This is a genomic window from Acinetobacter sp. ANC_7635, assembly GCF_056779945.1.
The window spans coordinates 51,868-77,079 of the sequence record NZ_JBWYIS010000010.1 but is presented as its reverse complement, the minus strand read 5'-3'; the positions used below and the strand labels follow the sequence as shown (position 1 = coordinate 77,079).

Annotated in this window: 37 protein-coding genes and 1 pseudogene; 4 read left to right on the top strand and 34 right to left on the bottom strand. The window is 41.1% G+C overall.

Translation table 11 applies throughout. The features are described from left to right. Positions 1 to 748 precede the first annotated feature (748 nt). The 4 genes from rrtA to AC1M89_RS11330 all read right to left on the bottom strand — a co-directional run bounded on the left by rrtA (position 749) and on the right by AC1M89_RS11330 (position 3,638). Entirely contained in the window at positions 749 to 1,336 is a 588-nt protein-coding gene (gene rrtA / locus AC1M89_RS11345) for a rhombosortase (protein ID WP_481586792.1), read from the bottom strand. An 84-nt stretch (positions 1,337 to 1,420) separates the two neighbouring features. Next, entirely contained in the window at positions 1,421 to 2,464 is a 1,044-nt protein-coding gene (locus AC1M89_RS11340) for a hypothetical protein (protein ID WP_035265182.1), read from the bottom strand. 537 nt (positions 2,465 to 3,001) lie between these two features. Further along, positions 3,002 to 3,316 carry a hypothetical protein gene (locus tag AC1M89_RS11335; protein WP_481592038.1) on the bottom strand — a complete coding sequence of 105 codons (315 nt, stop codon included), beginning with the start codon at positions 3,314 to 3,316 and terminating at the stop codon, positions 3,002 to 3,004. 61 nt (positions 3,317 to 3,377) lie between these two features. Next, a complete protein-coding gene (locus AC1M89_RS11330; protein WP_035265169.1) occupies positions 3,378 to 3,638 on the bottom strand; it encodes an FAD assembly factor SdhE in 261 nt (86 codons plus the stop codon). A 179-nt stretch (positions 3,639 to 3,817) separates the two neighbouring features. On the opposite strand from AC1M89_RS11330, the gene AC1M89_RS11325 reads away from it, so the two are divergent. After that, complete coding sequence (locus AC1M89_RS11325) at positions 3,818 to 4,990, top strand: acyl-CoA dehydrogenase family protein (protein ID WP_035265167.1); 1,173 nt, start codon at positions 3,818 to 3,820, stop codon at positions 4,988 to 4,990. 48 nt (positions 4,991 to 5,038) lie between these two features. On the opposite strand, the gene AC1M89_RS11320 is transcribed toward AC1M89_RS11325, so the two are convergent. The 30 genes and pseudogenes from AC1M89_RS11320 to AC1M89_RS11175 all read right to left on the bottom strand — a co-directional run bounded on the left by AC1M89_RS11320 (position 5,039) and on the right by AC1M89_RS11175 (position 21,269). After that, positions 5,039 to 6,529 carry a flavin-containing monooxygenase gene (locus AC1M89_RS11320; RefSeq protein ID WP_481592039.1) on the bottom strand — a complete coding sequence of 497 codons (1,491 nt, stop codon included), beginning with the start codon at positions 6,527 to 6,529 and terminating at the stop codon, positions 5,039 to 5,041. A gap of 188 nt (positions 6,530 to 6,717) precedes the next feature. After that, on the bottom strand, positions 6,718 to 7,083 hold the full coding sequence (gene rplQ / locus AC1M89_RS11315) for a 50S ribosomal protein L17 (protein ID WP_034587447.1): 366 nt from the start codon (positions 7,081 to 7,083) through the stop codon (positions 6,718 to 6,720). A gap of 18 nt (positions 7,084 to 7,101) precedes the next feature. Then, positions 7,102 to 8,109, bottom strand: a complete 1,008-nt coding sequence (locus AC1M89_RS11310) for a DNA-directed RNA polymerase subunit alpha (protein ID WP_035265161.1) — start codon at positions 8,107 to 8,109, stop codon at positions 7,102 to 7,104. A gap of 17 nt (positions 8,110 to 8,126) precedes the next feature. Continuing rightward, the gene (gene rpsD / locus AC1M89_RS11305) at positions 8,127 to 8,753 is read right to left on the bottom strand and encodes a 30S ribosomal protein S4 (protein ID WP_035265160.1); all 627 of its coding nucleotides are present in this window, start codon (positions 8,751 to 8,753) and stop codon (positions 8,127 to 8,129) included. 12 nt (positions 8,754 to 8,765) lie between these two features. Next, positions 8,766 to 9,152 carry a 30S ribosomal protein S11 gene (gene rpsK, locus AC1M89_RS11300; protein WP_001040166.1) on the bottom strand — a complete coding sequence of 129 codons (387 nt, stop codon included), beginning with the start codon at positions 9,150 to 9,152 and terminating at the stop codon, positions 8,766 to 8,768. Positions 9,153 to 9,171: 19 nt separating this feature from the next. Further along, positions 9,172 to 9,528, bottom strand: a complete 357-nt coding sequence (rpsM, locus tag AC1M89_RS11295) for a 30S ribosomal protein S13 (RefSeq protein WP_035265156.1) — start codon at positions 9,526 to 9,528, stop codon at positions 9,172 to 9,174. Positions 9,529 to 9,634: 106 nt separating this feature from the next. Beyond that, on the bottom strand, positions 9,635 to 9,751 hold the full coding sequence (gene rpmJ, locus AC1M89_RS11290; RefSeq protein ID WP_000867907.1) for a 50S ribosomal protein L36: 117 nt from the start codon (positions 9,749 to 9,751) through the stop codon (positions 9,635 to 9,637). Positions 9,752 to 9,771: 20 nt separating this feature from the next. Beyond that, entirely contained in the window at positions 9,772 to 11,091 is a 1,320-nt protein-coding gene (gene secY, locus AC1M89_RS11285; RefSeq protein ID WP_171076742.1) for a preprotein translocase subunit SecY, read from the bottom strand. 45 nt (positions 11,092 to 11,136) lie between these two features. Further along, entirely contained in the window at positions 11,137 to 11,577 is a 441-nt protein-coding gene (gene rplO / locus AC1M89_RS11280) for a 50S ribosomal protein L15 (protein ID WP_035265144.1), read from the bottom strand. A gap of 3 nt (positions 11,578 to 11,580) precedes the next feature. After that, the gene (gene rpmD, locus AC1M89_RS11275; protein ID WP_481614232.1) at positions 11,581 to 11,757 is read right to left on the bottom strand and encodes a 50S ribosomal protein L30; all 177 of its coding nucleotides are present in this window, start codon (positions 11,755 to 11,757) and stop codon (positions 11,581 to 11,583) included. 6 nt (positions 11,758 to 11,763) lie between these two features. Next, positions 11,764 to 12,261 (bottom strand): 30S ribosomal protein S5, encoded by a 498-nt coding sequence (rpsE, locus tag AC1M89_RS11270; RefSeq protein WP_035265141.1) that lies wholly within the window; start codon positions 12,259 to 12,261, stop codon positions 11,764 to 11,766. A gap of 2 nt (positions 12,262 to 12,263) precedes the next feature. After that, on the bottom strand, positions 12,264 to 12,614 hold the full coding sequence (gene rplR, locus AC1M89_RS11265; RefSeq protein ID WP_035265138.1) for a 50S ribosomal protein L18: 351 nt from the start codon (positions 12,612 to 12,614) through the stop codon (positions 12,264 to 12,266). 14 nt (positions 12,615 to 12,628) lie between these two features. Further along, positions 12,629 to 13,162, bottom strand: a complete 534-nt coding sequence (gene rplF, locus AC1M89_RS11260) for a 50S ribosomal protein L6 (RefSeq protein WP_035265135.1) — start codon at positions 13,160 to 13,162, stop codon at positions 12,629 to 12,631. Positions 13,163 to 13,175: 13 nt separating this feature from the next. Then, on the bottom strand, positions 13,176 to 13,571 hold the full coding sequence (gene rpsH, locus AC1M89_RS11255) for a 30S ribosomal protein S8 (protein WP_035265132.1): 396 nt from the start codon (positions 13,569 to 13,571) through the stop codon (positions 13,176 to 13,178). Between the two features lie 12 nt (positions 13,572 to 13,583). Then, positions 13,584 to 13,889 carry a 30S ribosomal protein S14 gene (gene rpsN / locus AC1M89_RS11250; protein ID WP_067731180.1) on the bottom strand — a complete coding sequence of 102 codons (306 nt, stop codon included), beginning with the start codon at positions 13,887 to 13,889 and terminating at the stop codon, positions 13,584 to 13,586. Positions 13,890 to 13,898: 9 nt separating this feature from the next. Continuing rightward, a complete protein-coding gene (gene rplE, locus AC1M89_RS11245; RefSeq protein WP_004809796.1) occupies positions 13,899 to 14,435 on the bottom strand; it encodes a 50S ribosomal protein L5 in 537 nt (178 codons plus the stop codon). 16 nt (positions 14,436 to 14,451) lie between these two features. Next, positions 14,452 to 14,769 carry a 50S ribosomal protein L24 gene (gene rplX, locus AC1M89_RS11240; protein WP_035265122.1) on the bottom strand — a complete coding sequence of 106 codons (318 nt, stop codon included), beginning with the start codon at positions 14,767 to 14,769 and terminating at the stop codon, positions 14,452 to 14,454. 11 nt (positions 14,770 to 14,780) lie between these two features. Further along, positions 14,781 to 15,149: a 50S ribosomal protein L14 gene (gene rplN, locus AC1M89_RS11235; RefSeq protein ID WP_035265119.1), complete on the bottom strand. Its 369-nt coding sequence runs from the start codon at positions 15,147 to 15,149 to the stop codon at positions 14,781 to 14,783. Positions 15,150 to 15,240: 91 nt separating this feature from the next. Further along, complete coding sequence (rpsQ, locus tag AC1M89_RS11230) at positions 15,241 to 15,498, bottom strand: 30S ribosomal protein S17 (RefSeq protein WP_004691314.1); 258 nt, start codon at positions 15,496 to 15,498, stop codon at positions 15,241 to 15,243. Beyond that, positions 15,495 to 15,692, bottom strand: coding sequence for a 50S ribosomal protein L29 (rpmC, locus tag AC1M89_RS11225; RefSeq protein WP_035265113.1), 198 nt, complete (start codon positions 15,690 to 15,692; stop codon positions 15,495 to 15,497). Before rpmC ends, rpsQ begins: the two co-directional genes overlap by 4 nt. Then, entirely contained in the window at positions 15,692 to 16,105 is a 414-nt protein-coding gene (gene rplP / locus AC1M89_RS11220) for a 50S ribosomal protein L16 (protein WP_035265110.1), read from the bottom strand. Before rplP ends, rpmC begins: the two co-directional genes overlap by 1 nt. Beyond that, positions 16,045 to 16,861: pseudogene (gene rpsC, locus AC1M89_RS11215) on the bottom strand (30S ribosomal protein S3). The gene rplP and the pseudogene rpsC overlap by 61 nt, the downstream one beginning before the upstream one ends. A gap of 1 nt (position 16,862) precedes the next feature. Then, a complete protein-coding gene (gene rplV, locus AC1M89_RS11210) occupies positions 16,863 to 17,192 on the bottom strand; it encodes a 50S ribosomal protein L22 (protein ID WP_035265103.1) in 330 nt (109 codons plus the stop codon). Between the two features lie 11 nt (positions 17,193 to 17,203). Continuing rightward, complete coding sequence (gene rpsS / locus AC1M89_RS11205) at positions 17,204 to 17,479, bottom strand: 30S ribosomal protein S19 (RefSeq protein WP_004281508.1); 276 nt, start codon at positions 17,477 to 17,479, stop codon at positions 17,204 to 17,206. Positions 17,480 to 17,498: 19 nt separating this feature from the next. Next, positions 17,499 to 18,323 (bottom strand): 50S ribosomal protein L2, encoded by an 825-nt coding sequence (rplB, locus tag AC1M89_RS11200; protein ID WP_035265099.1) that lies wholly within the window; start codon positions 18,321 to 18,323, stop codon positions 17,499 to 17,501. A gap of 11 nt (positions 18,324 to 18,334) precedes the next feature. After that, positions 18,335 to 18,655, bottom strand: a complete 321-nt coding sequence (gene rplW, locus AC1M89_RS11195; RefSeq protein WP_035265097.1) for a 50S ribosomal protein L23 — start codon at positions 18,653 to 18,655, stop codon at positions 18,335 to 18,337. Beyond that, positions 18,652 to 19,254 carry a 50S ribosomal protein L4 gene (gene rplD / locus AC1M89_RS11190; protein ID WP_035265093.1) on the bottom strand — a complete coding sequence of 201 codons (603 nt, stop codon included), beginning with the start codon at positions 19,252 to 19,254 and terminating at the stop codon, positions 18,652 to 18,654. Before rplD ends, rplW begins: the two co-directional genes overlap by 4 nt. 11 nt (positions 19,255 to 19,265) lie before the next feature. Continuing rightward, positions 19,266 to 19,904 (bottom strand): 50S ribosomal protein L3, encoded by a 639-nt coding sequence (gene rplC, locus AC1M89_RS11185; RefSeq protein ID WP_035265091.1) that lies wholly within the window; start codon positions 19,902 to 19,904, stop codon positions 19,266 to 19,268. Between the two features lie 59 nt (positions 19,905 to 19,963). After that, positions 19,964 to 20,275 (bottom strand): 30S ribosomal protein S10, encoded by a 312-nt coding sequence (rpsJ, locus tag AC1M89_RS11180; RefSeq protein WP_004725677.1) that lies wholly within the window; start codon positions 20,273 to 20,275, stop codon positions 19,964 to 19,966. Positions 20,276 to 20,510: 235 nt separating this feature from the next. Then, positions 20,511 to 21,269: a type 1 glutamine amidotransferase gene (locus AC1M89_RS11175; RefSeq protein WP_481614231.1), complete on the bottom strand. Its 759-nt coding sequence runs from the start codon at positions 21,267 to 21,269 to the stop codon at positions 20,511 to 20,513. A 152-nt stretch (positions 21,270 to 21,421) separates the two neighbouring features. On the opposite strand from AC1M89_RS11175, the gene AC1M89_RS11170 reads away from it, so the two are divergent. From AC1M89_RS11170 to AC1M89_RS11160, 3 genes are all read left to right on the top strand, one after another. Next, complete coding sequence (locus AC1M89_RS11170) at positions 21,422 to 22,624, top strand: PLP-dependent transferase (RefSeq protein WP_481590830.1); 1,203 nt, start codon at positions 21,422 to 21,424, stop codon at positions 22,622 to 22,624. Positions 22,625 to 22,636: 12 nt separating this feature from the next. Next, entirely contained in the window at positions 22,637 to 24,220 is a 1,584-nt protein-coding gene (locus tag AC1M89_RS11165; RefSeq protein WP_481592040.1) for a helicase HerA-like domain-containing protein, read from the top strand. Positions 24,221 to 24,369: 149 nt separating this feature from the next. After that, positions 24,370 to 25,131 (top strand): globin domain-containing protein, encoded by a 762-nt coding sequence (locus AC1M89_RS11160; protein WP_481592041.1) that lies wholly within the window; start codon positions 24,370 to 24,372, stop codon positions 25,129 to 25,131. Positions 25,132 to 25,212 lie beyond the last annotated feature (81 nt).

Here is a 25,212-nt window from a genome sequence, read left to right as displayed (position 1 = left end):
CTTCTAAATACTGAATTGACTTATCATAGAAGGCATATTTTTCTTCACATAACTGTTGACCAGCCAATACAGAGGCACGAACATCTTCTTCAGACGTTGTACCAAAGATATCTGCAAATTCATCTTTTGCATTAGCTTGCATTTGGTTTTGAACCAAAAGGTCAATATTTGGATTTCGATCACAGACTGGCTTTTCAGGTTCGGCACGCAAGAATGAATACTGCATACCAATTTTTTCGTCACCGTATAGACTTTCACCTATACGTAACATCTGCCCGTGAATCATTTCTCCTGTCCCGATGATGAGCGTCAGTAACAGTAGAAGCAAAATCGTAAACGCAGATATCCACTCAGTCCATATATAACTAAGTAGACCTAACCCAGATCTCTTTTTAGAAGGCTCTTGCATTGTTATTCCATTATTTAATACTGCTATACATTGCCTGTACAGCTCATCTTTTCTAATTCGGGCTTAGGCAAAATCCTTTACCTAATTTCCTTACCACTTTTATCACATGAATCTGACTGATTTTTTTTTAAAAAAGAATGACTGACTTTTCCATTTTTTTTAAATTTATGCCAATTTTCATCAATTCACCTCTTAAGGGCGAGATAAAAACCAACTAAATCAGTAGGCTATACCATACTGTATTTATTTTTTTAAACAAATATGACCTTAAAAAAATAAATGCAAAAGATTTGAATCTGATCACACATTAAAATAAGTGATAATTAAGCATCAGAGGAATTAAGAGATGTGTGTGTCCTTCACGGAGATGTGCTGATAAATTAAAAAGAACATGCTGAGTAATGCCCCCCATATTGCACCTGTTAAATGTGCTTCAACCAATACTGGGCTACCAATCATTTGCGCAGTATCGAGAGAACCAAAGATATTTTCCCACAAAATTTTGCCCGTGATTAAAGCTAATACAAGCAGCGAGAATTTACGTTCTTTTTCAAATTTTAAAAAATAAACTGCCAAAGCCATATACATACCATGTAGCACCCCTGATAGACCTGCATAAGCTTCAACGCGAGGATAAACATAAAAAAAACTTAAACTAATTAATGGCGGGAGTGCGATCAACAAGTACAACATGTACCTAATTTTGACATATGGGAAGATGAATGGTAGGCAGGCTAAACCCACCATATTCAATGCATAGTGTATCCATCCCACATGTACATAGTGAGCTGTCCATACTCGCCAAATTTCTTCATCCAATACAGGACGCCAATAGAAAAAATACTCCTGAAAAATCTGCAAACTAGCAGCAATACTGATACAGCATGCAATAAACAGTATTTTTCGAATCAGGATAGTATCTTTCATCTTTCGTATTCCTAAAAGAAAAAGAGCTTAAAGCTCTTTTTCTTGAATAACTCCATTTTTAATTTTGAACAAAATTAAAAAATCTTATTCGCCTAATGTGTTCTCGAAAAGATCATCGGCTTCATTGGTCGCTTGATCATCCCAGAAGCTCGACATTCCATCTGCTTCAGTTCGGACACCTGTATTCTCCGTCCAATAACGGTCTGAGATCGCTTGTATCATTTGTCCTGCCATATTATCCAATAACTTAAACTCTGGATTTACAGGAACTTCTTCAGCACGTGAAGCGGCATAAGAACGTAATGCATCACGTATTTTTGCATCGTCACCACTGGCTTGTGCTGCAACAGCATACAAGGCATGCGATAAGCGTACTCCTTTTTGCTCACCAATTTGCATAGATTGTTTAAGCGTTTGGTATGGATCTGGTTTGCCTGCATCAGCTCCAGGTAATAATGTCCAAATCACTGCTCGAGTAGCATTCGGTACGCCCCAGAACTTGTTGTTATCGAGGCAGACCATGCCACGTTCAACAATTGCTGCGATATCTTTAGGAACATGCACTTGACCACCAGAAGCAATATCATTGGTCATCGCTTGTAAGCCACTTAACATACCTAACAGATATACTGTTTGGTCAAGATTACGACGCATAGTTGGACATGAGTCACCTAAATTATATTTATATTTAGACTGCCAACGCTCCGCAAACAATTGATAACCCGTATATTGACGTTCGGCAGCAACAGCAGCCCAGCGCTTTTGTTCAATACGCGCATCTTGTGCTTCTGTCACTTGACCTGCTTTTGATGCTCTTAGGTATCTTAATTCTGCATCTAAGGCACGATTTTCTGCGCACATCCCTGAAGCTGAATATAAAAGAACTGCCATACGGGTCGGATCAGCACCCATATCTTTAGTCGCCATAATCACAGGAGTCAAAGCTGTGCCCTGATTACACACCATATCCACATCACCCATTGAGAGTACTGGCGGTAAGATGTGTTTTTCACTAAACGCAAGTGATGCATTCGCACCAGTTTTGATTACGTATGAACATCCAGATAAAGTTGTAGCTGCTACAACCGCAATTGCCGTGAAAAGACCTTGAGTCTTTAATTTAGACATACTTCCTGTCCTCAATTTTATAATTTTGTCATCCTTGCGATTTAAAATATCAGATGCAATCGCTGAATAAAAGTGCAGCAATGCACTTCATTAACAATTAGTCTGTCATTGATCTGAATTGAAATAATTGACTTATTTTTTGAATTGTTAAAATTTTGGGCAAAAAAAAGTAGCATTGCGACGGTTCGGCACATGCTACTTATTAAATGGTAAACTCAAGAGAGTTTATTTTGTTCGTTGTTGTGGTGTTCAATTCGTTCCTTCAGCACAGTTCCTAGTCTTCCAATTATAATTGCCATAACAGCAGCAACCACTAGAAACAACCACATATGAATTTCGCTCATTTTGAAATTCCTCATTAGCTGTTGGTATATTTAATGTACTTTAGAAATTTAGATTTCATCGTATTTTTGTCTAACAATTTGATTTTCTTTCATTTTCGTCAAACAATTCATTTTTTGTTCATACTATACGTTTTTAAATAATTGTTTTTTATTATGTTTTAAATTTTAAAATAAAGCACTTTTTGTCTAACAATTAGCCAAAATTTGCATGAGTAATCAAGCTTTTCCATTGTTTTTCATCTATTTGATCTCTCCAAATCACCAAAGAATCTAATTTCTTTTCGTTAAAACTGAGTACCACCAAGTAATGAAAATGAAAAACTCGAGTCAGTTTTGCTTGGTATATTTTTGGATTTGAAGTCATTTGAATCGACCATAAATCTTTGTCTAGTTTTTGTAATTCACTTAATTGTGGTTTTTTTCTAAAACTCCACCAGATAATCAGTATAAATATAATACTGCTTAAAGCATAAATGAGCTCAATACTGATTAATAAAGTAATACTCATGATGAACATAAAGAAAGCGTGAAACACAGCTGAATAAAGGCTGTGTTTCAGTGAATAACGCTCATGGATTATGGACATAATCTTTTAATTTTTGAATAAATTGGCGCAATTCAGGTCGAGGTGGTTCAGAAACCTCCATAAACCAATCCAATAAATCAGGATCTTCTTGCTCAACCAATTCAGCAAACATTGCTTTCTCTTCAGGTTCAGCTTGCAAATAGTATTGCTTTACATAAGGATCAAAATACACGTCAATTTCTTTTAACCCACGACGTGCGCGATAGATAACTTTACGCTCTTCAAGCGTTAATTCATCGTACATTTTTATCCCCTAATCTGTGTTCATTCCATTTTAACTGAAGCCATGAGCTTTGTGTTTTAAAAATATCAATTGACCAAATTCATCAGCATTTCTTGTGTTTTGAGCATTCAACACATTGCACCAATGTTCAGGCTCTCTTATGTTGTGGCTAATCTAATAACACTTATGGAAATATAAATATGCAATCAGGCGCAATTCGACCAATTCCTAATATGTTGCCTCGAAAATTATTCAATGCAGAACATGAAGCCTTTCGTGATACTGTCCGAAAATTCTATGAAAAAGAAGTCGTTCCAAATATTGCCAAATACGAAGAACAACAACATGTAGATCGTGACTTATGGAATAAAGCGGGTGAAATGGGTCTATTGTGCACCACAATGCCTGAAGAATATGGTGGATATGGTGTAGATCGACTCTACAGTATGATCCTCATTGAAGAACAAGCTTATGCAATGGATTCATCAACTGGTTTTTCATTGCATTCGGATATTGTTGCGAACTACCTGAATAATTTTGCCAACGAAGAGCAGAAGAAAAAATGGCTCCCTAAAATGGCTTCTGGCGAAGTTGTCACTGCCATTGCGATGACGGAGCCTGGTACAGGTTCAGACTTACAAGCTGTACGAACTTCTGCAGTTTTAGATGGCGATGAATATGTCATCAATGGTTCTAAAATTTTTATTACCAATGGTTATCTATGTGACATGGCGATTGTTGTGTGCAAGACAGGTAATAGTGATAAAGGTTCAGCCAACTTATCGCTTATCATTGTCGAAGCTGATCGAGCAGGATTCACCAAAGGTAAACCACTCAATAAAATTGGTATGAAAGGACAAGATACTTGCGAATTGTTCTTTGATAATGTTCGTGTACCAAAGGAAAATTTAATTGGTATGGAAGGCATGGGCTTCATCATGCTTATGAAAGAACTCGCATGGGAACGTATGCTTGTTGCGATTATCTGCCAAGCAGGTGCAGAAGCTGCCTTTGCGCACACAGTACAATATACAAAAGATCGTAAAGCATTTGGCAAGCCAATTGGTGCATTTCAAAATACACGTTTTAAGCTAGCAGAACTTCGAACTGAAATAGACTTCTGTCGTTCTTATTTAGATCGTTGTATGGAATTACAACTTGAGGGTACGTTAGGTGTAGATGCGGCCGCAGCTGCAAAATATAAAATTTCTGATATGTTCTCTAAAGTCGTCGATGAATGCTTGCAGTTACATGGTGGCTATGGCTTCATGCTTGAATACCCTATTGCACGCGCATATATTGATAACCGTGCAAATCGTATATATGCAGGCACCAATGAAATCATGAAAGAACTCATATCACGTTCTTTATAAATAGAAAAAGGAAGCTTTCGCTTCCTTTTTTATTTTAATAGCTATTCATTAAGATACTAATTTAGGCTTTTTTACAGACTGTGCGGGAGCCTTCGAAAATTTTAAAATACCATCGTTAAAAGTCGCATTTTTGAGATCTTTACGATCAGCTAAATAGTTATGCGTTGCCATCCAAGGTGCCTTAGTACCTTGTTTTGGAAGTTGATCAGCCGCTCGCGCGATATAACCTGATGACATTTCACCCATAACTGTTTCATCGAGCATTGCAGAATGGTCAGTTGGTGCGACAACTTCATCATAACCGTTCTGATCCATATATTTGAATAAACGGCAAATATAATCAGCAACGACATCTACTTTTAAGGTCCATGACGCGTTCACATAACCAATAACCATCGCCATATTTGGTACATCACTTACCATCACACCATTATAAAGCATATGTTCGCTAGTGTTGATCGGCTGACCATCAACAGTCGCTTTGATACCGCCCATAATTTGAATTTCTAGACCAGTTGCAGAAACAATGATATCTGCATCTAAGTGTTTACCAGATTTTAATTGAATACCATTTTCAGTGAAGGATTCAATATGATCTGTTTCAACACTTGCTTTACCACTACGTAAAATTTTGAATAAATCACCGTCTGGCACTACACATAAACGTTGATCCCAAGGATTGTAACTTGGGGTAAAGTGCTTCATATCCACTTTACCTTTCAACTGCATTTCAATAGATTTAAGAAGTAACTTGCGAACCAATTGAGGTTGTTTTTTTGACAAAGCAAAAATCGCACGTTGCATTCCGATATTACGAGCACGCGTGAACTTATATGCCATGTCCTCTGTCATAAATTTACGTGTTTTGTCATAAACAAAATCAATCGAAGGAATTGAAGCAATATACGTTGGTGAACGTTGTAACATTGTTACATGCCCAGCCCCACCTTTTGCCATTGCTGGTACTAAAGTGATTGCAGTTGCTCCACTACCAATGATAACTACTTTCTTACCGGTATAATCTAAATTTTCAGGCCAAAATTGTGGATGAATCAATTGACCTTTAAATTTATCTTGATTTGGAAAATCAGGTTGGAAACCTTGATCGTAGTTATAATAGCCTGTACATCCTAAGACGAAATTAGCTTGCCAAGTTTGTTTCTTTTCATTTTGATCTTGGATTTCTACAATCCATTTTTTAATTGAAGTATCGTAATTCGCTGAAAGTACACGATGTTCAAAATGAATTTTTTCTTTAATATTGTACTCACTAACAACTTCGCCCAAGTAACCTTTAATCGAAGCGCCATCTGCAAGCACATTCGCTTTACGCCACGGCTTAAAATTGTAGCCAAAAGTAGACATATCTGAGTCGGAGCGAATACCTGGGTATTTAAACAAATCCCAAGTTCCACCGAAACTTTTACGACGTTCGAGTATTTCAAATTTACGGTTCGGATTATTTTTAATTAAATGTGCTGCAATTCCAATTCCAGAGATACCAGCACCAACAATAAGAATATCGACTTGCTTATCCATTTCTTTTATTAACCTTTTTATAAGAACATTTTTATTAAAACATATTTTTGACAATACACAATGTCAAGTTTGAATAAAAGTTGCAAAAAACATATCAATTGAGGTCAAGTAATGCCAATTGTTAGACAAAAAAAGGCCGGTTTATTCAACCGACCTTTTTTGAACAACTTGCGATGTTCTACACGAAATTATTTAACTTCGCGATCTACTAGCTCAACGTAAGCCATCGGTGCAGCATCACCTGCACGGAAGCCCGCTTTAAGAACACGTAGATAACCGCCGTTACGTTCTTTGTAACGAGGGCCAAGAACGGTAAATAATTTACCAACAGTTGCTGCTGAACGAGTACGAGCAAACGCTAAACGACGGTTTGCTACTGTATCGACTTTAGCTAAAGTGATTAAAGGCTCAGCTACACGACGTAACTCTTTTGCTTTAGGCACAGTTGTTTTGATCAACTCGTGTTCAAACAAAGAATTAGCCATGTTTTGGAACATCGCTTTACGATGACTGCTTGTACGGCCTAATTTCACACCACTATTACGATGACGCATGGTGATAGTCCTACTTAATTAACGACTACGATAGGCAAAACGATCGTCCATACGTAAACTAGCTGGTGGCCAGTTTTCTAAACGCATGCCGAGTTGTAAGCCTTTTGAAGCCAGAACATCTTTGATCTCAGTCAACGATTTTTTACCTAAGTTAGGAGTTTTTAACAACTCAACCTCAGTACGTTGAACAAGATCACCAATGTAGTAAATATTTTCTGCTTTCAAACAGTTAGCAGAACGAACAGTAAGCTCTAGATCATCTACTGGACGAAGCAAGATTGGGTCAACTTCTTCACGAGGTTCTTGAGCAACTGGAGCTTGATCTTTCTGAAGATCAACAAAGATTGCAATTTGTTGTTGCAAGATTGTTGCCGCTTTACGGATCGCTTCTTCAGGATCAACAGTCCCGTTTGTTTCAAGATCAATGACCAACTTGTCAAGGTCTGTACGTTGTTCTACACGAGCATTTTCAACTGTGTAAGAAACACGTTTAATCGGGCTATAAGACGCATCTAATTGTAAACGTCCCACTGGGCGAGTTTCACCTTCTGGGAAGCGAGAATCAGAAGTCTCATAACCACGACCTTGAACAACTTTCAAGCGCATTTTCAATGAGCCTGAAGCACTTAACGTGCCGATCAAATGTTCAGGGTTAACCACTTCGACATTGTGAGGTAAACGAAGATCAGCGGCAGTTACATCGCCAGGTCCTTGTTTCTCTAATGTCAAATATGCTTCATTTTGATCGAACAGCTTAATAGACAATCCTTTAAGGTTCAGCAAGAGCTCGACGATGTCCTGCTGCAAGCCTTCTAAAGTACTGTACTCGTGCTCGACGCCTTCAATCTCAACTTCAACCACAGCAGCGCCAGGTAAAGATGATAAAAGAATGCGACGTAAAGCATTACCTAGAGTATGACCAAAGCCACGCTCTAAAGGTTCTAGAATCACTTTTGCCGAGGTCCCGCTTGCCGCTTCGACCTTGATCGCTTGCGGAGTTAGAAACTCGTTTGCAGTACGCGTCATTATTGCTACCTCAAGGATTATTTAGAATACAATTCAACAATCAAGCTTTCGTTGATTTCAGCAGGTAAATCAGAACGATCAGGTGCAGATTTGAATGTACCTTCTAATTTAGAATGGTCAACTTCCATCCAAGAAGGAGTTCCACGTTGAGCAGCCAATTCAATTGCGTTTTTAATACGTAATTGTTGTTTAGCGCCTTCGTGTACTGCAATCACGTCACCAGCTTTAACTTGGATTGACGCGATGTTAACACGACGACCATTTAAAGTGATTGAACGGTGAGATACAAGCTGACGAGCTTCTGCACGTGTAGAACCAAAGCCCATACGATAAACAACGTTATCTAAACGGCTTTCAAGCAATTTCAACAAGTTTTCACCTGTTGCGCCTTTAACACGAGCAGCTTCTTTATAGTAGTTACTAAATTGACGTTCTAAAACACCGTACATACGACGTACTTTTTGTTTTTCACGTAATTGTAGTGAGTACTCTGATTGTTTACCACCACGAGCTCCACCATGTTGGCCAGGAGCTTTAGCATGTTTTTTTGTCTTAACATCAAACGGTTTAACGCCTGATTTAAGTTGCAGGTCTGTCCCTTCGCGGCGAGAGAGTTTGCATTTTGGACCAATATAACGAGCCATGAATGTTTCTCCTTACACGCGACGTTTTTTAGGTGGACGGCAACCGTTGTGAGGAATTGGAGTCACATCGGTAATGCTATTAATTTTATAACCCACTGCACCTAAAGCACGAACCGCAGATTCACGACCTGGACCAGGACCTTTAACAAGGACGTCCAAGTTTTTCAAACCGTAATCTAAAGCAGCTTTACCAGCAACTTCAGCAGCTACCTGAGCAGCAAACGGAGTTGATTTACGTGATCCACGGAAGCCTTGTCCACCTGAAGTGGCCCAAGCCAGTGCATTACCTTGACGATCGGTAATAGTCACAATGGTGTTATTAAAAGAAGCGTGAATGTGTGCAACACCTTCAGAGACGGTACGAGTGACCTTCTTGCGTGTGCGAGTATCTTTAGCCATCTTTTAGCTTCCAGAAATCTTATTTCTTAATCGGTTTGCGCGGACCTTTACGGGTACGTGCGTTAGTTTTGGTGCGTTGTCCGCGGACAGGCAAGCTGCGACGATGACGAAGACCGCGGTAGCAGCCTAAATCCATTAAACGTTTAATGTTCATGGAAATTTCGCGACGTAAGTCACCTTCGGTCGGAACCTTAGCAACTTCTGCACGAATCGCATCAAGCTGAGCGTCATCTAATTCACGGATCTTAGTAGTTGGTGCAATACCAGTTGCAGCTAAGATTTGCTTAGCAGTATGGCGACCAATACCAAAGATATACGTAAGAGAGATAACAGCATGCTTGTTATCCGGAATGTTTACACCGGCAATACGAGCCATTCACTTTCTCCAAAAAGGCGGTAGAGATAATCAACCGCCCCACAAAATCTTTGAGGGGCGGATAATAACCTAATTAGCCTACTGAAATCAACAGGTCTTGATCAGATTAACCTTGACGCTGCTTATGACGAGGTTCAGCGCTACAAATCACGCGGATTACCCCATTACGACGGATAACTTTACAGCTACCACAAATTTTCTTTACAGAAGCTTGAACTTTCATGATGAAACCTCTAAGTGCGCTTATCCCTTAGGATGAGCAGTCGTTTTACTCATTAGTGTTTGATTATCATATTGGCGCGATGTGAGGTGTGCCTGTAGCTGAGCCATAAAGTCCATAACTACAACAACCACGATCAACAGCGATGTACCACCCAAATGGAATGGAATACCAAAAGAACTTTGAAGTACCATCGGCATTAAACATACAACAGTGATATAAATCGAACCGATAAATGTTAAACGACTAAGAATATGATCTAAATAACGAGCAGTTTGCTCACCTGGGCGGATACCAGGTACATAAGCTCCACTACGCTTTAAGTTTTCTGATACTTCTTTAGGACTGAAAACTAGTGCCGTATAAAAATAACAGAAGAAAATAATAAGCGCACCGAATAGCACCAAATATAATGGTTGTCCAGGCGATAAAACTAATGCCAAATCTTGTAGTGTACGCTTAACGATCCCTGCATTAGGATCAGAACTACCTAACCATTGACCTAAACTTGCAGGAAACAGCAATAACGAACTTGCGAAAATTGCTGGAATAACACCTGCCATGTTGATTTTTAATGGTAAGTGAGTCTGCTGTGCAGTAAATACTCGGCGACCTTGCTGCTTTTGAGCATAGTTAACAGGTATACGACGTTGTGCTTTTTCAATAAACACAATCGCAGCTAAAACAGCTAAAGACAATAAGCCAAATATAGCAATACCAATTAAGCTTGATTGACCATTTTCCACTAGGGTAAATGATTGCACAACCATACTTGGTAAACCAGCAACAATACCTGCAAAGATGATCATAGAGATCCCATTACCAACACCACGTTCGGTAATTTGCTCTCCCAACCACATTAAGAACATGGTACCTGCAACTAACGACGTTAATGCAGGAATATAGAATGCTAAACCTGAAGTAAAGGTAATCCCTTGACTGATCAGACCCGCACACATACCAATACCTTGTACAATTGCAAGGAATAATGTGCCGTAACGCGTATATTGGTTAATCTTACGCTTGCCCTGCTCGCCTTCTTTTTTCAATGCTTCCAGCGAAGGAACAACCGTTGACATTAACTGCACGATAATCGATGCAGAAATATACGGCATGATCCCCAACGCAAGAATGGACATTCGTTCCAATGCCCCGCCTGAGAACATATTAAACAAACCAAGGAAAGTACCCTGGTTTGCATTAAAGAAACGTTCTAAAGCGACATTATCAATACCTGGCAGCGGAATATGCGCTCCTAGTCGAAAGACCACCAAAGCACCAATTAAAAACATTAATCGGCGAATAATTTCACGATATTTCACGTGAAATGGTTGACCTTTCATCATGTGAACATGACCTGTAGAACTAGGAGACATAGACACTCGCGATTACTCCTCGACTTTACCGCCAGCAGCTTCAACAGCAGCTTTAGCGCCTTTAGTCAATGCAACACCTTGAACAGTGAATGCACGAGTGATTTCACCAGAAAGAACGATACGAGCACGAATCATATCTTTACGTACAACGTTCGCTGCTTTTAAAGTTTCAAGAGTAACGATATCGCCTTCAACTTTGTTAAGTTCAGACAAACGTACTTCAGCAGTTTTCAAAGCCAATTGGCTAGTGAAACCGAACTTAGGTAGACGACGATATAACGCAGTTTGACCACCCTCGAAACCTGGACGAGTACCACCGCTCTTACGTGAGTTTTGACCTTTGACACCACGGCCACCAGTCTTACCAACGCCAGAACCAATACCACGGCCTAAACGAAGGTTTTCACGCTTAGCACCTTCTGCAGGTGCAATTGTATTTAAACGCAGAGTCATGGCTTATTCCTCTACACTAACCATATAGTAAACTTGATTGATCATACCACGGTTAGAAGGAGTATTTTGAACTTCTACAGTGTGACCAATACGACGCAGACCTAAACCTTTAAGGCTAAGCTTGTGATTTTTCAAGCGATGCGATGCAGATTTAGTCTGGGTAACTTTAATCGTTTTCATGATTGATTACCCTTGAATTTGTGCTACTGAAAGACCACGTTTCGCAGCAACTTTCTCAGGAGAAGTCATATCACGCAGACCATTAAAAGTCGCGTTTACTACGTTCGCAGCGTTAGTAGAACCATAACATTTAGTTAATACGTTACGTACACCAACAGCTTCTAAAACAGCACGCATAGCGCCACCAGCAATTACACCAGTACCTTCAGAAGCAGGTTGCATGTAAACACGGCTAGCACCGTGACGAGCGTTGATAGGGTGCTGAACAGTACCATCAACAAGTTCAACAGTAATCATGTTGCGACGAGCAGCTTCAAGTGCTTTAGAAATAGCAGCTGGAACTTCACGAGCTTTACCACGACCAAAACCTACGCGACCATTACCATCACCCACAACAGTTAATGCTGTGAAAGAGAAGATACGACCACCCTTAACAACTTTGGCTACACGATCAACGGCAACCAGCTTTTCAACAAGACCTTCGTTTTGTTCAACTTTAGCCATGATTAGAACTCCAAGCCGTTTTCACGAGCAGCATCAGCCAAGGCTTTGATACGACCATGATATTTGAAACCAGAACGGTCAAATGCAACTTTAGTTACGCCAGCTGCTTTAGCACGTTCAGCGATTAAAGCACCAACTTTAGTAGCTGCTTCAACGTTACCTGTAGTACCACTACGTAACGTAGCATCTAAAGTAGAAGCTTGCGCTAATACTTTGCCACCATCTGCTGAGATTACTTGAGCATAGATGTGACGCGGAGTGCGGTTTACACACAAACGAGTCGCACCCAATGCACGGATGTGCAAGCGTGTGCTTTTCGCACGACGCAAACGGGTTTGTTTCTTTTCGTTCATAAGAACCTCGCGCCTTATTTTTTCTTAGCTTCTTTACGAAGTACAACTTCATCAGAATAACGAACACCTTTACCTTTATATGGCTCTGGTGGACGGTAACCACGGATATCTGCAGCAACTTGACCTAAAGCTGCTTTATCAGCAGATTTAAGCACGATTTCAGTAGCTGTAGGAGTTTCAGCAGTTACACCTTCAGGAAGGTTGTAATCGATCGGGTGAGAGAAACCTAGGTTAAGGTGAACTGTGTTCCCTTTAACCGCAGCTTTATAACCAACACCGATAAGTTGTAACTTACGTTCGAAACCTTCGCTAACACCTTTAACAAGGTTGTTAAGCACAGCGCGAGCAGTACCAGCTTGCATCCAAGCATCTTTAGATTCAGCTTTAGGAGCAACAGCTAGAATACCGTCTTCCTGTTTTAGCTCGACCAGCGCATGCAGGTTGAAAGACAAAGTACCTTTGCTGCCTTTCACTTCGACCTGCCGGCCGTTCTGAGTAACTGTTACACCGTTAGGTACAGTTACTGGGGCTTTAGCCACACGAGACATGAGGAATCACCTATTAAGAAACAAAAGCAATAACTTCACCACCGATACCTGCAGCACGTGCAGCGCGATCAGTCATGATGCCTTTGCTTGTAGAAACAATTGCAATACCTAAACCTTGCTTAACGCTTGGAAGGTTATCTTTACCGCGATATTGACGTAAACCTGGACGGCTAACGCGCTTCACAGTTTCAATAACTGGTTTGCCTTCGAAATATTTTAAAGTCAAAGTAAGTGTTGGTTTGCCTTCAGCATCCGCAACAGCTACGTCAGCGATATAACCTTCTTGTTGAAGAACGTTAGCAATCGCAACTTTTAACTTTGAGTTTGGCATAGAAACAGTTTGTTTCTTCGCCATTTGTGCGTTACGAACACGTGTTAACATGTCGGCAACGGTATCTTGCATACTCATTTATAGTGCTCCTTACCAGCTTGCCTTAACAACGCCCGGTACATCACCTTGCATTACTGTGTCACGTAATTTGTTACGGCTTAAACCGAACTTACGGAAGTAACCATGAGGACGACCAGTTAAACCACAACGGTTACGAAGACGTACTGGAGATGCATTACGTGGTAATGCTTGTAACTTCATCATCGCTTCGAAACGCTCTTCGTCGCTTGCATTTACGTTTGCAATAACAGCTTTTAATTCAGCACGTTTTGCAGCGTATTTAGCAACAGTAGCTTCGCGTTTCAATTCGCGATTAATCATACCTTTCTTAGCCATATCGACCTCTTATTTGAACGGGAAGCCGAATGCACGCATAAGCGCACGGCCTTCGTCATCGGTGCGAGCAGTCGTAGTGATGGTAATATCCATACCACGAATACGGTCAATCTTATCAAAATCGATCTCAGGGAACATGATCTGTTCTTTAAGACCCATAGAGTAGTTACCACGACCGTCAAATGATTTCGCAGAGAAACCACGGAAGTCACGGATACGAGGGATCGCGATAGAGATCAAACGGTCTAAGAATTCGTACATGCGTTCGCCGCGTAAAGTAACTTTACAACCAATCGGCCAACCATCACGGATTTTGAAACCAGCGATAGATTTACGAGCTAACGTAAGAACTGGTTTTTGACCAGCGATAGCTTGCATATCAGAAAGAGCACCATCAAGGAGTTTTTTGTCAGCAGCTGCTGCACCAACACCCATATTGATCGTGATTTTAGTGATGCGAGGGATCTCCATCACATTCTTAACGCCCAATTGTTCTTGTAATTGAGCTTTAAGTTCGTCGTTGTAACGCGCTTTAAGTCTGGCCATTGCCTATTTCAACCTATTACTTCGCTACCGCCACTGATTCACCATTTGATTTGTAAACGCGAGTTTTCACGCCATCAATCACTTGGTAACCAACACGGTCAGCCTTTTGGGTTGTAGCATTAAAAATTGCCACGTTAGAGATATGAAGCAAAGCTTCTTGTGTAACGATAGCGCCTTCAGCACCTGTTGCACGGTTAGGCTTTTGATGCTTCTTAACTAAGTTAAGACCTTCAACCTTAACTCGGTCATTAGAAACAGACAAAACAGTACCTTGTTTGCCTTTTTCTTTACCTGCGATCACGATTACTTGATCGCCTTTTTTAATCTTAGCCATGATTGCCTCTATTATAGAACTTCAGGAGCCAATGAAATGATTTTCATGAACTGTTCAGTACGAAGTTCACGAGTCACTGGTCCGAAAATACGAGTAGCAATCGGAGCTTTGTTGTTGTTCAAAATAACAGCAGCGTTATCATCGAAACGAATAACAGAACCATCTGGACGACGGATACCGAATTTTGTACGTACAACTACTGCATTCATTACGTCGCCTTTTTTAACACGGCCACGTGGAATTGCTTCTTTTACAGTAACTTTAATAATGTCGCCAACTGAAGCATAACGACGATGTGAACCACCAAGTACTTTAATACATTGTACGCGGCGAGCACCACTGTTGTCTGCTACGTCGAGCATAGTTTCGGTCTGAATCATTGCCCTACTCCAAAACCGAGCATCACCGGTCACAATTTCGAAAGGCTCAAAGAGTACTCGAAATTGACCGATGATGCAACAAGAACGTTATTTACTCAGCAGCTGCTTCAACAACTTCAACTAAAGTCCAAGACTTAGTTTTAGAAATTGGGCGGCTTTCTTTGATAGTTACAACATCGCCAGTTTTAGCAGTGTTGTTCTCATCATGAGCGTGTAATTTTGTTGAACGGCGGATTGATTTGCCATACAACGGGTGTTGAACGCGGCGTTCGATAAGAACAACGATAGACTTGTCCATCTTGTCGCTTACTACTTTGCCTGTTAACGTGCGAACTGTTTGCTCACTCATTGTGCGTTCCCCTGTTTTTCGGTAAGGAGGGTCTTGATGCGAGCAATAGTTTTACGAGTTAATTGCACTTCGTGCGATTTACCCAATTGACCAGTTGCTTTAGCCATGCGAAGACGGAATTGGTTCAACTGTTGCTCATCAAGCAAAGCTGTCAATTCTTCTACCGACTTTTCACGTAGATCTTTAGTTTTCATTACATTACCGTCCGAGTCACGATAGTGGTTTTAAACGGAAGTTTAGCAGCAGCAAGCGTAAATGCTTCACGCGCTAATTCTTCGTTCACACCTTCCATTTCGTACAGGATCTTACCTGGTTTGATTTCACAAACCCAATATTCCACAGAACCTTTACCTTTACCCATACGAACTTCTAATGGTTTTTCAGTAATTGGTTTGTCCGGGAATACACGGATAAAGATCTTACCACCACGTTTTACACGACGGCTGATTGTACGACGCGCTGCTTCAATTTGACGCGCAGTCATGCGACCACGTTCAACTGATTTAAGTGCGATAGTACCAAAAGATACTGTGCTACCGCGATGTGCTAGACCAGTGTTACGGCCTTTTTGCACTTTACGGAATTTAGTACGTTTAGGTTGCAACATGGATTATTCTCCTTTTTCAGCAGAACGATCATTGCGACGACCACGACGCTCTTGACCTTCACCACGACCGCGACCACGTTTAGCTGGACGTTCTTCAGCTGGAGCTGGGTTCATGACTTGTTTCATGCCGCCCAAGATCTCACCACGGAAGATCCAAACTTTAACGCCGATCGTACCGTAAGTAGTTTCTGCGCGAACCGCTGAATAGTCGATGTCAGCACGAAGAGTATGTAGAGGTACACGACCTTCACGATACCATTCAGTACGTGCAATCTCTGCACCGCCTAAACGACCAGAAACTTCAACTTTGATACCTTTCGCACCAGCACGCATAGTGTTTTGAACCGCACGCTTCATAGCACGACGGAACATTACACGTTTTTCTAATTGAGAAGCAATTGCTTCACCAACTAGACGAGCGTCTAAATCTGGACGATCAATTTCGTTGATGCTTACTTGCGCTGGAACACCCATAATATTGGTAAGTTCGCGCTGTAATTTTTCAATGTCTTCGCCTTTTTTACCGATCACGATACCAGGACGAGCAGTGCTAATTGTTACTTTAGCAGCGCCTGTTGGACGTTCGATAAGAATATTGCTCACCATCGCATTCTTAAGTTTTTTGTTTAAAAACTCACGAACTTGAAGATCTTTAAGCAAGTATTCAGCGTATTGTTTCGGATTCGCATACCAGTTAGCGTTATGACGTTTCACAACACCTAGGCGGATACCGATTGGATGAACCTTCTGACCCATATCAAACCCCTACCTTAACGGTGATGTGACAAGTACGCTTAGTAATACGATCTGCACGGCCTTTAGCACGTGGCAAAATACGTTTAAGGCTCATGCCTTCATCAACGTAGATCGTAGAAACTTTAAGATCGTCTACATCTAAACTGTTATTATGTTCAGCGTTTGCAATCGCAGATTCCAACGCTTTCTTAACTAAAACTGCAGCTTTTTTGTTGCTGAAGTTTAGGATGTTAAGAGCGTGCGCAACAGATTTGCCGCGAATCAAGTCTGCAACCAAACGAGCTTTTTGTGCCGAGATAGCGGCACCGCGTAATTTAGCAGTTACTTCCATCATAGCACCTATTAACGTTTAGATTTCTTGTCAACACCGTGACCACGGTAAGTACGAGTCGGTGCAAATTCACCAAGCTTGTGACCAACCATATGTTCAGATACGATTACCGGAACATGGTTACGACCATTGTGTACAGAAATTGTTAAACCAACAAAATCCGGGAGGATCATCGAACGACGCGACCAAGTTTTGATCGGCTTACGGTTATTAGCCGCGATAGCCGCTTCAACCTTAGCGAACAAGTGCGCATCGACGAATGGGCCTTTTTTCAGAGAACGAGGCATTGTCAGATTCCTTTACTTGTTACTTAACGCGACGGTCGCGAATGATCATCTTAGTCGTACGCTTATTGGTACGTGTCTTGTACCCTTTAGCTTTTTGACCCCATGGGCTTACAGGTTGAATACCTTTGTTACGCCCTTCACCACCACCATGTGGGTGATCTACCGGGTTCATCGCCATACCACGAACGGTAGGACGAACACCACGCCAGCGTGAAGCACCAGCTTTACCTAGTGAACGTAAGTTGCTTTCTTGGTTAGAAACTTCACCAAGAACTGCGCGACATTCAACGTGTACTTTACGCATTTCGCCAGAACGTAGACGAATAATTGCGTAAGAACCGTCACGACCCAATAACTGAGCAGAAGCACCAGCAGAACGCACTAATTGAGCGCCTTTACCGATTTTAAGCTCGATATTGTGAAGAGTAGAACCGATAGGCATGTTACGAAGTGGTAAGCAGTTACCTGGACGAATTGGAGCATCGTTACCAGATTGAACTTTATCACCAGCACGTAGACCTTTAGGCGCAATGATATAACGACGCTCACCATCAGCATACAAAACTAATGCAATGTGTGCAGTACGGTTAGGATCGTATTCGATACGCTCTACAGTCGCAGGAATGCCATCTTTGTTACGTTTAAAGTCAACAATACGGTAATGTTGCTTGTGACCACCACCAACGTGACGTGTAGTAATGTGACCGTTGTTATTACGACCACCAGTACGTTTTTTAGCTTCTACCAACGGAGCATAAGGCGCACCTTTGTGAAGATGGTCGTGAACGACTTTCTCTACAAAGCGACGTCCTGGAGACGTTGGCTTACATTTTTGAATAGGCATAATTCTCGTCCTTATTCCGCTGTGCTTTCAGCGGTATCGCCCAAGTCAGCCATTTCTACATCTTGGCCAGCTTTCAGGGTGACGTATGCTTTTTTAACATCAGAACGACGTCCGATAGTTTTACCAAAGCGTTTAGTCTTACCTTTAGTGATAGTCGTGTTAACTTTAACAACTTCTACACCAAATAATTGTTCAACTGCTTTTTTGATTTCAAGTTTGTTTGCATCGATAGCAACTTTAAACACTTGAACACCAGCAGTTTCACCTAAAACTTGTGCTTTTTCTGAGAATACAGGTCCTTTTAGGACTTGATAGATACGTTCGTTGTTCATCCGAGTTCTACCTCAATTTTCTTAGCAGCAGCTACAGACATAACAACTTTATCGAACGCGATCAAGCTAACAGGATCGATAGCAGCAGCATCAACCACATCAACGTGTGGAAGGTTACGAGCAGCTAGATACAAGTTCTCATCAACAGCATCAGTAACGATTAATGCACGAGTAGCATTCAAGTCGTTAAGTTTTGCAAGCAATTCTTTAGTTTTTGGAGCAGCTACAGCAAACTCTTCAACTAAAACTAAGCGATCTTGACGAACAAGTTCAGCTAGGATGCATTGCATAGCACCGCGATACATTTTACGGTTTACTTTTTGAGACCAGTCTTGTGGACGAGCAGCAAAAGTTTTACCACCGCCAACCCAGATTGGGCTACGAATAGAACCAGCACGAGCGCGACCAGTACCTTTTTGACGGAATGGTTTTTTACCACCGCCAGAAACGTCTGCACGTGATTTCTGAGCTTTTGAACCTTGACGACCACCAGCTAAATAAGCTGTAACAACTTGGTGTACAAGAGCTTCATTGAATTCACGACCGAACGCAACTTCTGATAATTCAACAGCAGAGCCGGAAACAGTATTTAAATTCACGTTATTTCCCCTCAAGCCTTGATAGTAGGACGAACAGTTACGTCACCACCGGTAGCACCAGGAACCGCGCCTTTAACTACAAGAACTGAACGCTCTGTATCGATAGCAACGATTTCAAGACCCTGTGTAGTTACGCGTTCAGCACCTAAATGGCCAGCCATTTTTTTGCCTTTGAATACGCGACCAGGAGTCTGGTTTTGACCTGTAGAACCTAGAACACGGTGAGAAACAGAGTTACCGTGAGTAGCGTCTTGAGTACGGAAGTTCCAACGCTTAACACCACCTTGGAAACCTTTACCTTTAGACTGACCAGTTACGTCAACGATTTGACCCACTGTGAACAAATCTACACCGATAGTTCCGCCAACTTCACGACCTTCAAGATCAGCTTCTGTAACACGGAACTCTTGAACTAAACGACCAGCAGCAACACCCGCTTTAGCGAAGTGACCTTTCTGAGCATTAGTAACGCGAGATTCGCGACGTTCACCAGTAGTGATTTGAATCGCTTGATAACCATCAGTTTCAAGCGTTTTGATTTGAGTGATGCGGTTAGGATCAACCTCAATCACTGTAACAGGTACAGAAACACCAGCATCTGTAAAGATACGTGTCATACCGCACTTGCGACCGACTAAACCAATAGCCATGTGCATAAACCTCTAAAAAAGCGGCTTAATTAACTTAGAGTGTTAATTAACCGAAAGCCTTAACCCAATGCGATCTGAACGTCTACACCAGCTGCAAGATCTAATTTCATCAATGCATCTACAGTTTTGTCTGTAGGTTGAACGATGTCGATCAAACGCTTGTAAGTGCGGATTTCATACTGATCACGCGCGTCTTTGTTAACGTGCGGTGAAGTTAGAACGTTAAAACGCTCGATGCGAGTTGGCATCGGGATTGGACCACAAACTTGTGCGCCAGTACGTTTTGCTGTTTCTACGATCTCTTGAGAAGATTGATCAATTAAACGGTGATCAAAAGACTTCAAACGGATACGGATTCTCTGGTTAGACATACCAGTAAACTCCAAGCCAAATATATAAAGAATCACCCATGACGCATCTCCCCCTGTCCGAAAACAAGGCAAGTGTCAGAGGCAGTGAAAATCACTAAGGTCGTGATCGATGCCACGACTGTAACGATCTAAACAACAATCAACGTTGTTTAGCCCTTAATATCAAAGGGTCGCCCATTATAACGATTGTTTAACTGTTAAGCAAACCTATTTATCATTTTTTCTCAATTTACGGTTAAGCGTTGGCGGCTTTCTTTTGTACACCCTGCCCGAACCCCAATACATAATTAATTGCATCGATCAGCAATTCATTCCCTTTTTGGAACCTCGTTTTTTTTGTTTGTTTTAAGGTATCTAAAGATTGTACATAAGTGCCAGAAAATACCTTCTCATGCTCTTCATTCTCAATATACATTTGTAAAACTTTCGGCGTTATTTCTGGATGAAACTGAAAACCCAGCACATTCTTTCCAATTTGGTACATTTGGTTTGCACACACATTATTTTCAGCCAGTCTGACGCCTCCTTTAGGAATCTCAAAAGTTTCACTGTGCCATTGCATTATTTCCAATTCTTTAGGTATTTCAAAGTAATCTGATAAACCATGTTGAGTTCTGAAGACATTAGTCCAACCTAACTCTTGTTGTTCATTTAAACGTACACTTGCTCCCAAAGCATTGGCTATAAGCTGACCTCCGAGACACAAACCAATTGCAGGCTTGCCCAGTGATAAATATCGACGGATCCATCTTTTTTCTATTTTTAGCCATGGATAATTTGCCTCATCATTTACACTCATTGCTCCACCCATGATGATGAGTAAATCAATATCTTCAATTGCTGGTAACGCCTCGATTTCTAATGCCATCTCAACAGGTAATGCAAAAAACTCCGTAGCACTAATTTGTGCTCCAATTGATTTTAAATATTCATAACAACTTCCGAACCCTTCACCAGCAATATGCTGAAAGTAATGCACTTTTAATGGCTTCATTTTCCAACCCGAACTTTTCTTATATTGCACTAGCAGTTGCAAAAATGAAGCCAACCTATAGGTTGTTAAATAATTTTAAACAAAGCACAGCTATGCAGTTTTTTAGTAGTATGTTTTGTTAGTTATAAAATGACGGTTTATACAGGTAAATTGTGAAAATAAATACGCAAACTCAACTCATACATAGCCCTAGAAAAGCACCTCAACTTTTAAATAGTATTCAACCCCCTATTTATCGTGCATCAACGATCATTTTTGAAAATACCGATGCTCTTTTCAATCGCCATTGGACCGATGCTTATGACTATAGTTACGGAACGCATGGCACCCCTACCACGTTTACGCTAGGCGACAATATTGCACAATTAGAAGGCGGAGAATACTGTCTACTTGCACCAAGCGGACTCTCTGCAATCAACTTGGTGAATTCTTGTTTTTTAGCACATGGTGATGAAGTTTGGGTCGCGGACAATATTTACGGTCCAAATATGGAGCATTTGCGAAACCTAGAATCACGTTATGGGATTGCCGTTAAGGTCTATAACCCAATTGATGTTGAGAGCTTTAAACCCAGTGATAAAGCTAAGTTAATTTGGTTAGAGGCTGCAGGATCTGTAACACTCGAATTTCCAGATTTAACGAATCTGGTCAAAAAAGCTCAAACGCATAAGATCCTTACCGCACTTGATAATACTTGGGGTGCGGGTCTAGCTTTTAATGCTTTTGATTTTGGTACAGAACACTTAGCAGTCGATATTACCGTCCATGCACTCACCAAATATCCAAGCGGTGGTGGTGACATTCTCATGGGGAGTGTCGTAACAAAAAACAAGGATTTATACCACAAGCTATTTCGCATGCATGCAATTCAAGGGATTTCTATATCAGGCGATGACACCGCACAGATTCAGCGCAGCCTATCTTCAATGGAACTCCGTTATACGCACCAATCTAAATCAGCGCTAACTTTATTAAGCTGGCTTCTACAGCAAAATGAGTTTGCACAAGTATTGCACCCTGCCAATCCAAAATCTGCAGGTCATACTTTTTGGAAAGAAGTTTGCCTATCAGAATTGAGCGCAGGTTTGATCAGTGTAATTTTTGATAAAAAATATAATCTTCAAGATATACGCAATTTTTGTGATGCGCTTAACCTGTTTAAATTAGGTTTTAGCTGGGGTGGCCCAGTGAGTTTAGTAATGCTCTATCAAATTGATCAAATGCGTGAGCTTGCACATACACATTTACAAGAAGGAATATTGGTTCGTTTTTGTATAGGACTGGAACATCCTCACGATTTGATAGAAGATATTCAACAAGCACTCAAAATAATGCAACAACAAAAGATCGAATAAAAAGGAATAATTATGAGCACACCAATTGTCATCGCAAAAAAAACCTCAGATACATCCCAAGAGATTGTTTTACATTCGCAACTGGCAAACCGACATGGCTTGATTGCCGGCGCAACAGGAACAGGAAAAACAGTCACTTTAAAGGTCTTGGCAGAGAGCTTTTCTCGTATTGGTGTGCCGGTATTTTTAGCCGATGCAAAAGGTGATGTCTCTAGCCTTGCCAAAGCAGGTGAAAATAATTCAAAATTTGATGAACGCATCAAGAGCCTCAATATTGAATCAATCCCATTTAGCGCATCACCTGTGGTTTTTTGGGATTTATTTGGCGAACAAGGTCATCCGATTCGGACTACAGTATCAGAAATTGGTCCATTGCTTTTAGCCCGAATGCTGAATTTGAATGACACCCAAGAAGGTGTGCTTTCTGCGATTTTCCGCATCGCGGATGATCAAGGTTTATTACTGATCGACTTTAAAGACCTCAAGGCGATGATCACTTATGTGACTGAGCATGCAGCTGACTTTAAAGCAGAATACGGCAATCTTTCTCCTGCCAGCTTGGGTGCAATCCAACGTAATTTGCTAGCACTGGCCGATCAAGGCGGTGATCAATTTTTTGGTGAGCCTGCATTAGACCTCATGGATTTTATCCAAACCGATACACAAGGACACGGCAATATTAATTTGCTCGCTGCCGACAAATTAATGAACACACCAAAGCTTTATGCGACTTTCTTACTCTGGATGCTTTCCGAACTGTTTGAACAATTACCTGAAGTCGGCGATATGGATAAACCGAAATTGGTATTTTTCTTCGATGAAGCTCATTTACTGTTTGACAATGCCAGCCCTGCTTTGCAAGAAAAGATCGAACAAGTGGTACGCTTAATCCGCTCTAAGGGAGTAGGTATTTATTTTGTCACCCAAAATCCTCTGGATTTACCTGAAAGTGTTTTAGGACAACTGGGCAACCGTGTTCAGCATGCACTTCGAGCCTTCACACCAAAAGATCAAAAAGCAGTAAAAACTGCAGCTGATACTTTTAGAGCAAATCCTGCATTCAAAGTACAAGATGCTATTACGGAGCTGGCAGTTGGTGAAGCGCTGATTAGCTGTCTAGATGAGCAAGGTACGCCACAAATAGTTGAACGCGGTTGGGTTATGCCCCCATATTCATCTTTTACACCTATCACGCTTGAAGAGCGTAAGACGCTCATGACAAACAGTGTGGTTGCAGGTGTTTATGAGCAAGTACTTGATCGAGAAAGTGCTTTTGAAATGCTGCAAAACAAAGTAGTTCAGCGTCAACAACAAGCCGAACAAGAAGCGTTAGCAAAACAACAAGCTAAGGAACAAGAGGCCTACGCGAAGCAAATTGCTAAAGAGCAAGAAGCTTTCGCAAAACAGCAAGCCAAAGAACAAGAACGCCTTGCCCGTGAACAACAAAAAGAAGCAGAACGTGCAGCCAAACAACGCGAAAAACTCACCCAAGATATTGTCGGTACGTTTGCTAAAAGTGCTGCACGAAGCCTCGGCGGAAGCACTGGGCAAAAAATCGTCCGCGGTCTACTGGGCTCATTATTTGGAAAAAAATAGCCCTCCCTTTACCCATCATTTTTAACTTCATTATGGGATATTTTAATATCCCATAATTATTTTAAGGTTTTCTATGCAAGTCATATTGCAGCTCGACCCTAAAAGATGTATTTTAAATATATCTTTTAATAAAACTAAAGTTGAAGCTCATGACGCCACAACATATTGAACTTGTAAAAGCGACTGTTCCCGTCCTGCGTGAGAATGGTGTTGCCCTTACAACCTATTTCTATAATCGCATGCTGAACAACAACCCCGAGTTAAAAAATACATTTAACATGGATCATCAAAGTACTGGTCGTCAGCCACGTGCTTTAGCTGCTGCTGTTTTGGCATATGCTGAAAATATTGAAAATCCTACAGTTTTGGCAAAAGCGATTGAGCGAATTACCACTAAACACGTAAGTTTAGACATTCAAGCGGATCAATACTCGATTGTGGGTGAAAACCTTCTGCATTCAATCAGCGAAGTATTAGATGTGCCAATGGACTCTGATCTGATTGCTGCTTGGAAAGCCGCGTATATGCAATTGGCAGACATTTTAATTGGTGTCGAAAAATCAAAATATGAAGCTTTGACTGCACAAAATGGCGGTTGGGCTGGCTGGCGTGAATTTAAAATTACAGCGATTGAAGCTGAAGCTAACGCCAAAACCTTAACTTTAGCTGCCAAGGACGGTCAAACCATTGCGACGGCTGAAGCAGGTGAATATATTTCGGTACGAGTCCAAGTACCGGGGCAAGAGATGCGCCAACCACAACAATTTAGCTTTGATGCTGCACAAGCTGACCAGTATCAAATCACAGTAAAAGCGGTAGATGAAGCAACTGAATATTCTGTGGCAAATATCTTATTAAACCACTATCAAGTAGGTGATGTGGTTGAGGTGTCTGCACCACTAAAAAATTAATTCATCTAAATCTTTAACCTAAATAAGATTTTAAGAGATCATTGAAAGCTCCGTTCACTGGGCTTTCAATGTTAAGATAGA

Bases quoted from the DNA above. Each gene is read 5' to 3' on its own strand.
- rplQ (WP_034587447.1), bottom strand. From the start codon at position 7,083: ATGCGTCATCGTAATAGTGGTGTGAAATTAGGCCGTACAAGCAGTCAT.
- rpsJ (WP_004725677.1), bottom strand. From the start codon at position 20,275: ATGTCTAACCAGAGAATCCGTATCCGTTTGAAGTCTTTTGATCACCGT.
- rpmJ (WP_000867907.1), bottom strand. From the start codon at position 9,751: ATGAAAGTTCAAGCTTCTGTAAAGAAAATTTGTGGTAGCTGTAAAGTT.
- AC1M89_RS11175 (WP_481614231.1), bottom strand. From the start codon at position 21,269: ATGAAGCCATTAAAAGTGCATTACTTTCAGCATATTGCTGGTGAAGGG.
- secY (WP_171076742.1), bottom strand. From the start codon at position 11,091: ATGAAAGGTCAACCATTTCACGTGAAATATCGTGAAATTATTCGCCGA.
- rpsH (WP_035265132.1), bottom strand. From the start codon at position 13,571: ATGAGTATGCAAGATACCGTTGCCGACATGTTAACACGTGTTCGTAAC.
- rpmD (WP_481614232.1), bottom strand. From the start codon at position 11,757: ATGAAAACGATTAAAGTTACCCAGACTAAATCTGCATCGCATCGCTTG.
- AC1M89_RS11325 (WP_035265167.1), top strand. From the start codon at position 3,818: ATGCAATCAGGCGCAATTCGACCAATTCCTAATATGTTGCCTCGAAAA.
- rpsN (WP_067731180.1), bottom strand. From the start codon at position 13,889: ATGGCTAAGAAAGGTATGATTAATCGCGAATTGAAACGCGAAGCTACT.
- rplV (WP_035265103.1), bottom strand. From the start codon at position 17,192: ATGGAAGTAACTGCTAAATTACGCGGTGCCGCTATCTCGGCACAAAAA.
- rpsD (WP_035265160.1), bottom strand. From the start codon at position 8,753: ATGGCTCGTTATATTGGTCCAAAATGCAAACTCTCTCGCCGCGAAGGG.
- rplB (WP_035265099.1), bottom strand. From the start codon at position 18,323: ATGCCTATTCAAAAATGTAAGCCAACGTCTCCAGGACGTCGCTTTGTA.
- rplO (WP_035265144.1), bottom strand. From the start codon at position 11,577: ATGACTCTGCGTTTAAATACAATTGCACCTGCAGAAGGTGCTAAGCGT.
- rpsM (WP_035265156.1), bottom strand. From the start codon at position 9,528: ATGGCTCGTATTGCCGGTGTAAACATTCCGGATAACAAGCATGCTGTT.
- rplE (WP_004809796.1), bottom strand. From the start codon at position 14,435: ATGGCCAGACTTAAAGCGCGTTACAACGACGAACTTAAAGCTCAATTA.
- rplP (WP_035265110.1), bottom strand. From the start codon at position 16,105: ATGTTGCAACCTAAACGTACTAAATTCCGTAAAGTGCAAAAAGGCCGT.
- AC1M89_RS11310 (WP_035265161.1), bottom strand. From the start codon at position 8,109: ATGACGCGTACTGCAAACGAGTTTCTAACTCCGCAAGCGATCAAGGTC.
- rplC (WP_035265091.1), bottom strand. From the start codon at position 19,904: ATGGCTATTGGTTTAGTCGGTCGCAAGTGCGGTATGACACGTATCTTT.
- AC1M89_RS11330 (WP_035265169.1), bottom strand. From the start codon at position 3,638: ATGTACGATGAATTAACGCTTGAAGAGCGTAAAGTTATCTATCGCGCA.
- rplN (WP_035265119.1), bottom strand. From the start codon at position 15,149: ATGATTCAGACCGAAACTATGCTCGACGTAGCAGACAACAGTGGTGCT.
- AC1M89_RS11340 (WP_035265182.1), bottom strand. From the start codon at position 2,464: ATGTCTAAATTAAAGACTCAAGGTCTTTTCACGGCAATTGCGGTTGTA.
- rplR (WP_035265138.1), bottom strand. From the start codon at position 12,614: ATGAACGAAAAGAAACAAACCCGTTTGCGTCGTGCGAAAAGCACACGC.
- rpsE (WP_035265141.1), bottom strand. From the start codon at position 12,261: ATGGCTAAAGTTGAACAAAACGAAGGTCTTGTTGAAAAGCTGGTTGCC.
- AC1M89_RS11320 (WP_481592039.1), bottom strand. From the start codon at position 6,529: ATGGATAAGCAAGTCGATATTCTTATTGTTGGTGCTGGTATCTCTGGA.
- rrtA (WP_481586792.1), bottom strand. From the start codon at position 1,336: ATGAAAGATACTATCCTGATTCGAAAAATACTGTTTATTGCATGCTGT.
- AC1M89_RS11335 (WP_481592038.1), bottom strand. From the start codon at position 3,316: ATGAGTATTACTTTATTAATCAGTATTGAGCTCATTTATGCTTTAAGC.
- rplX (WP_035265122.1), bottom strand. From the start codon at position 14,769: ATGGCTAAGATTAAAAAAGGCGATCAAGTAATCGTGATCGCAGGTAAA.
- rplF (WP_035265135.1), bottom strand. From the start codon at position 13,162: ATGTCTCGTGTGGCTAAAGCCCCAGTAACTGTACCTAACGGTGTAACA.
- rpsQ (WP_004691314.1), bottom strand. From the start codon at position 15,498: ATGAGTGAGCAAACAGTTCGCACGTTAACAGGCAAAGTAGTAAGCGAC.
- AC1M89_RS11165 (WP_481592040.1), top strand. From the start codon at position 22,637: ATGAGCACACCAATTGTCATCGCAAAAAAAACCTCAGATACATCCCAA.
- rpmC (WP_035265113.1), bottom strand. From the start codon at position 15,692: ATGAAAACTAAAGATCTACGTGAAAAGTCGGTAGAAGAATTGACAGCT.
- rpsK (WP_001040166.1), bottom strand. From the start codon at position 9,152: ATGGCTAAAGATACTCGCACACGCAAGAAGGTCACTCGTACCGTCTCT.
- AC1M89_RS11160 (WP_481592041.1), top strand. From the start codon at position 24,370: ATGACGCCACAACATATTGAACTTGTAAAAGCGACTGTTCCCGTCCTG.
- rplW (WP_035265097.1), bottom strand. From the start codon at position 18,655: ATGAACAACGAACGTATCTATCAAGTCCTAAAAGGACCTGTATTCTCA.
- rpsS (WP_004281508.1), bottom strand. From the start codon at position 17,479: ATGCCTCGTTCTCTGAAAAAAGGCCCATTCGTCGATGCGCACTTGTTC.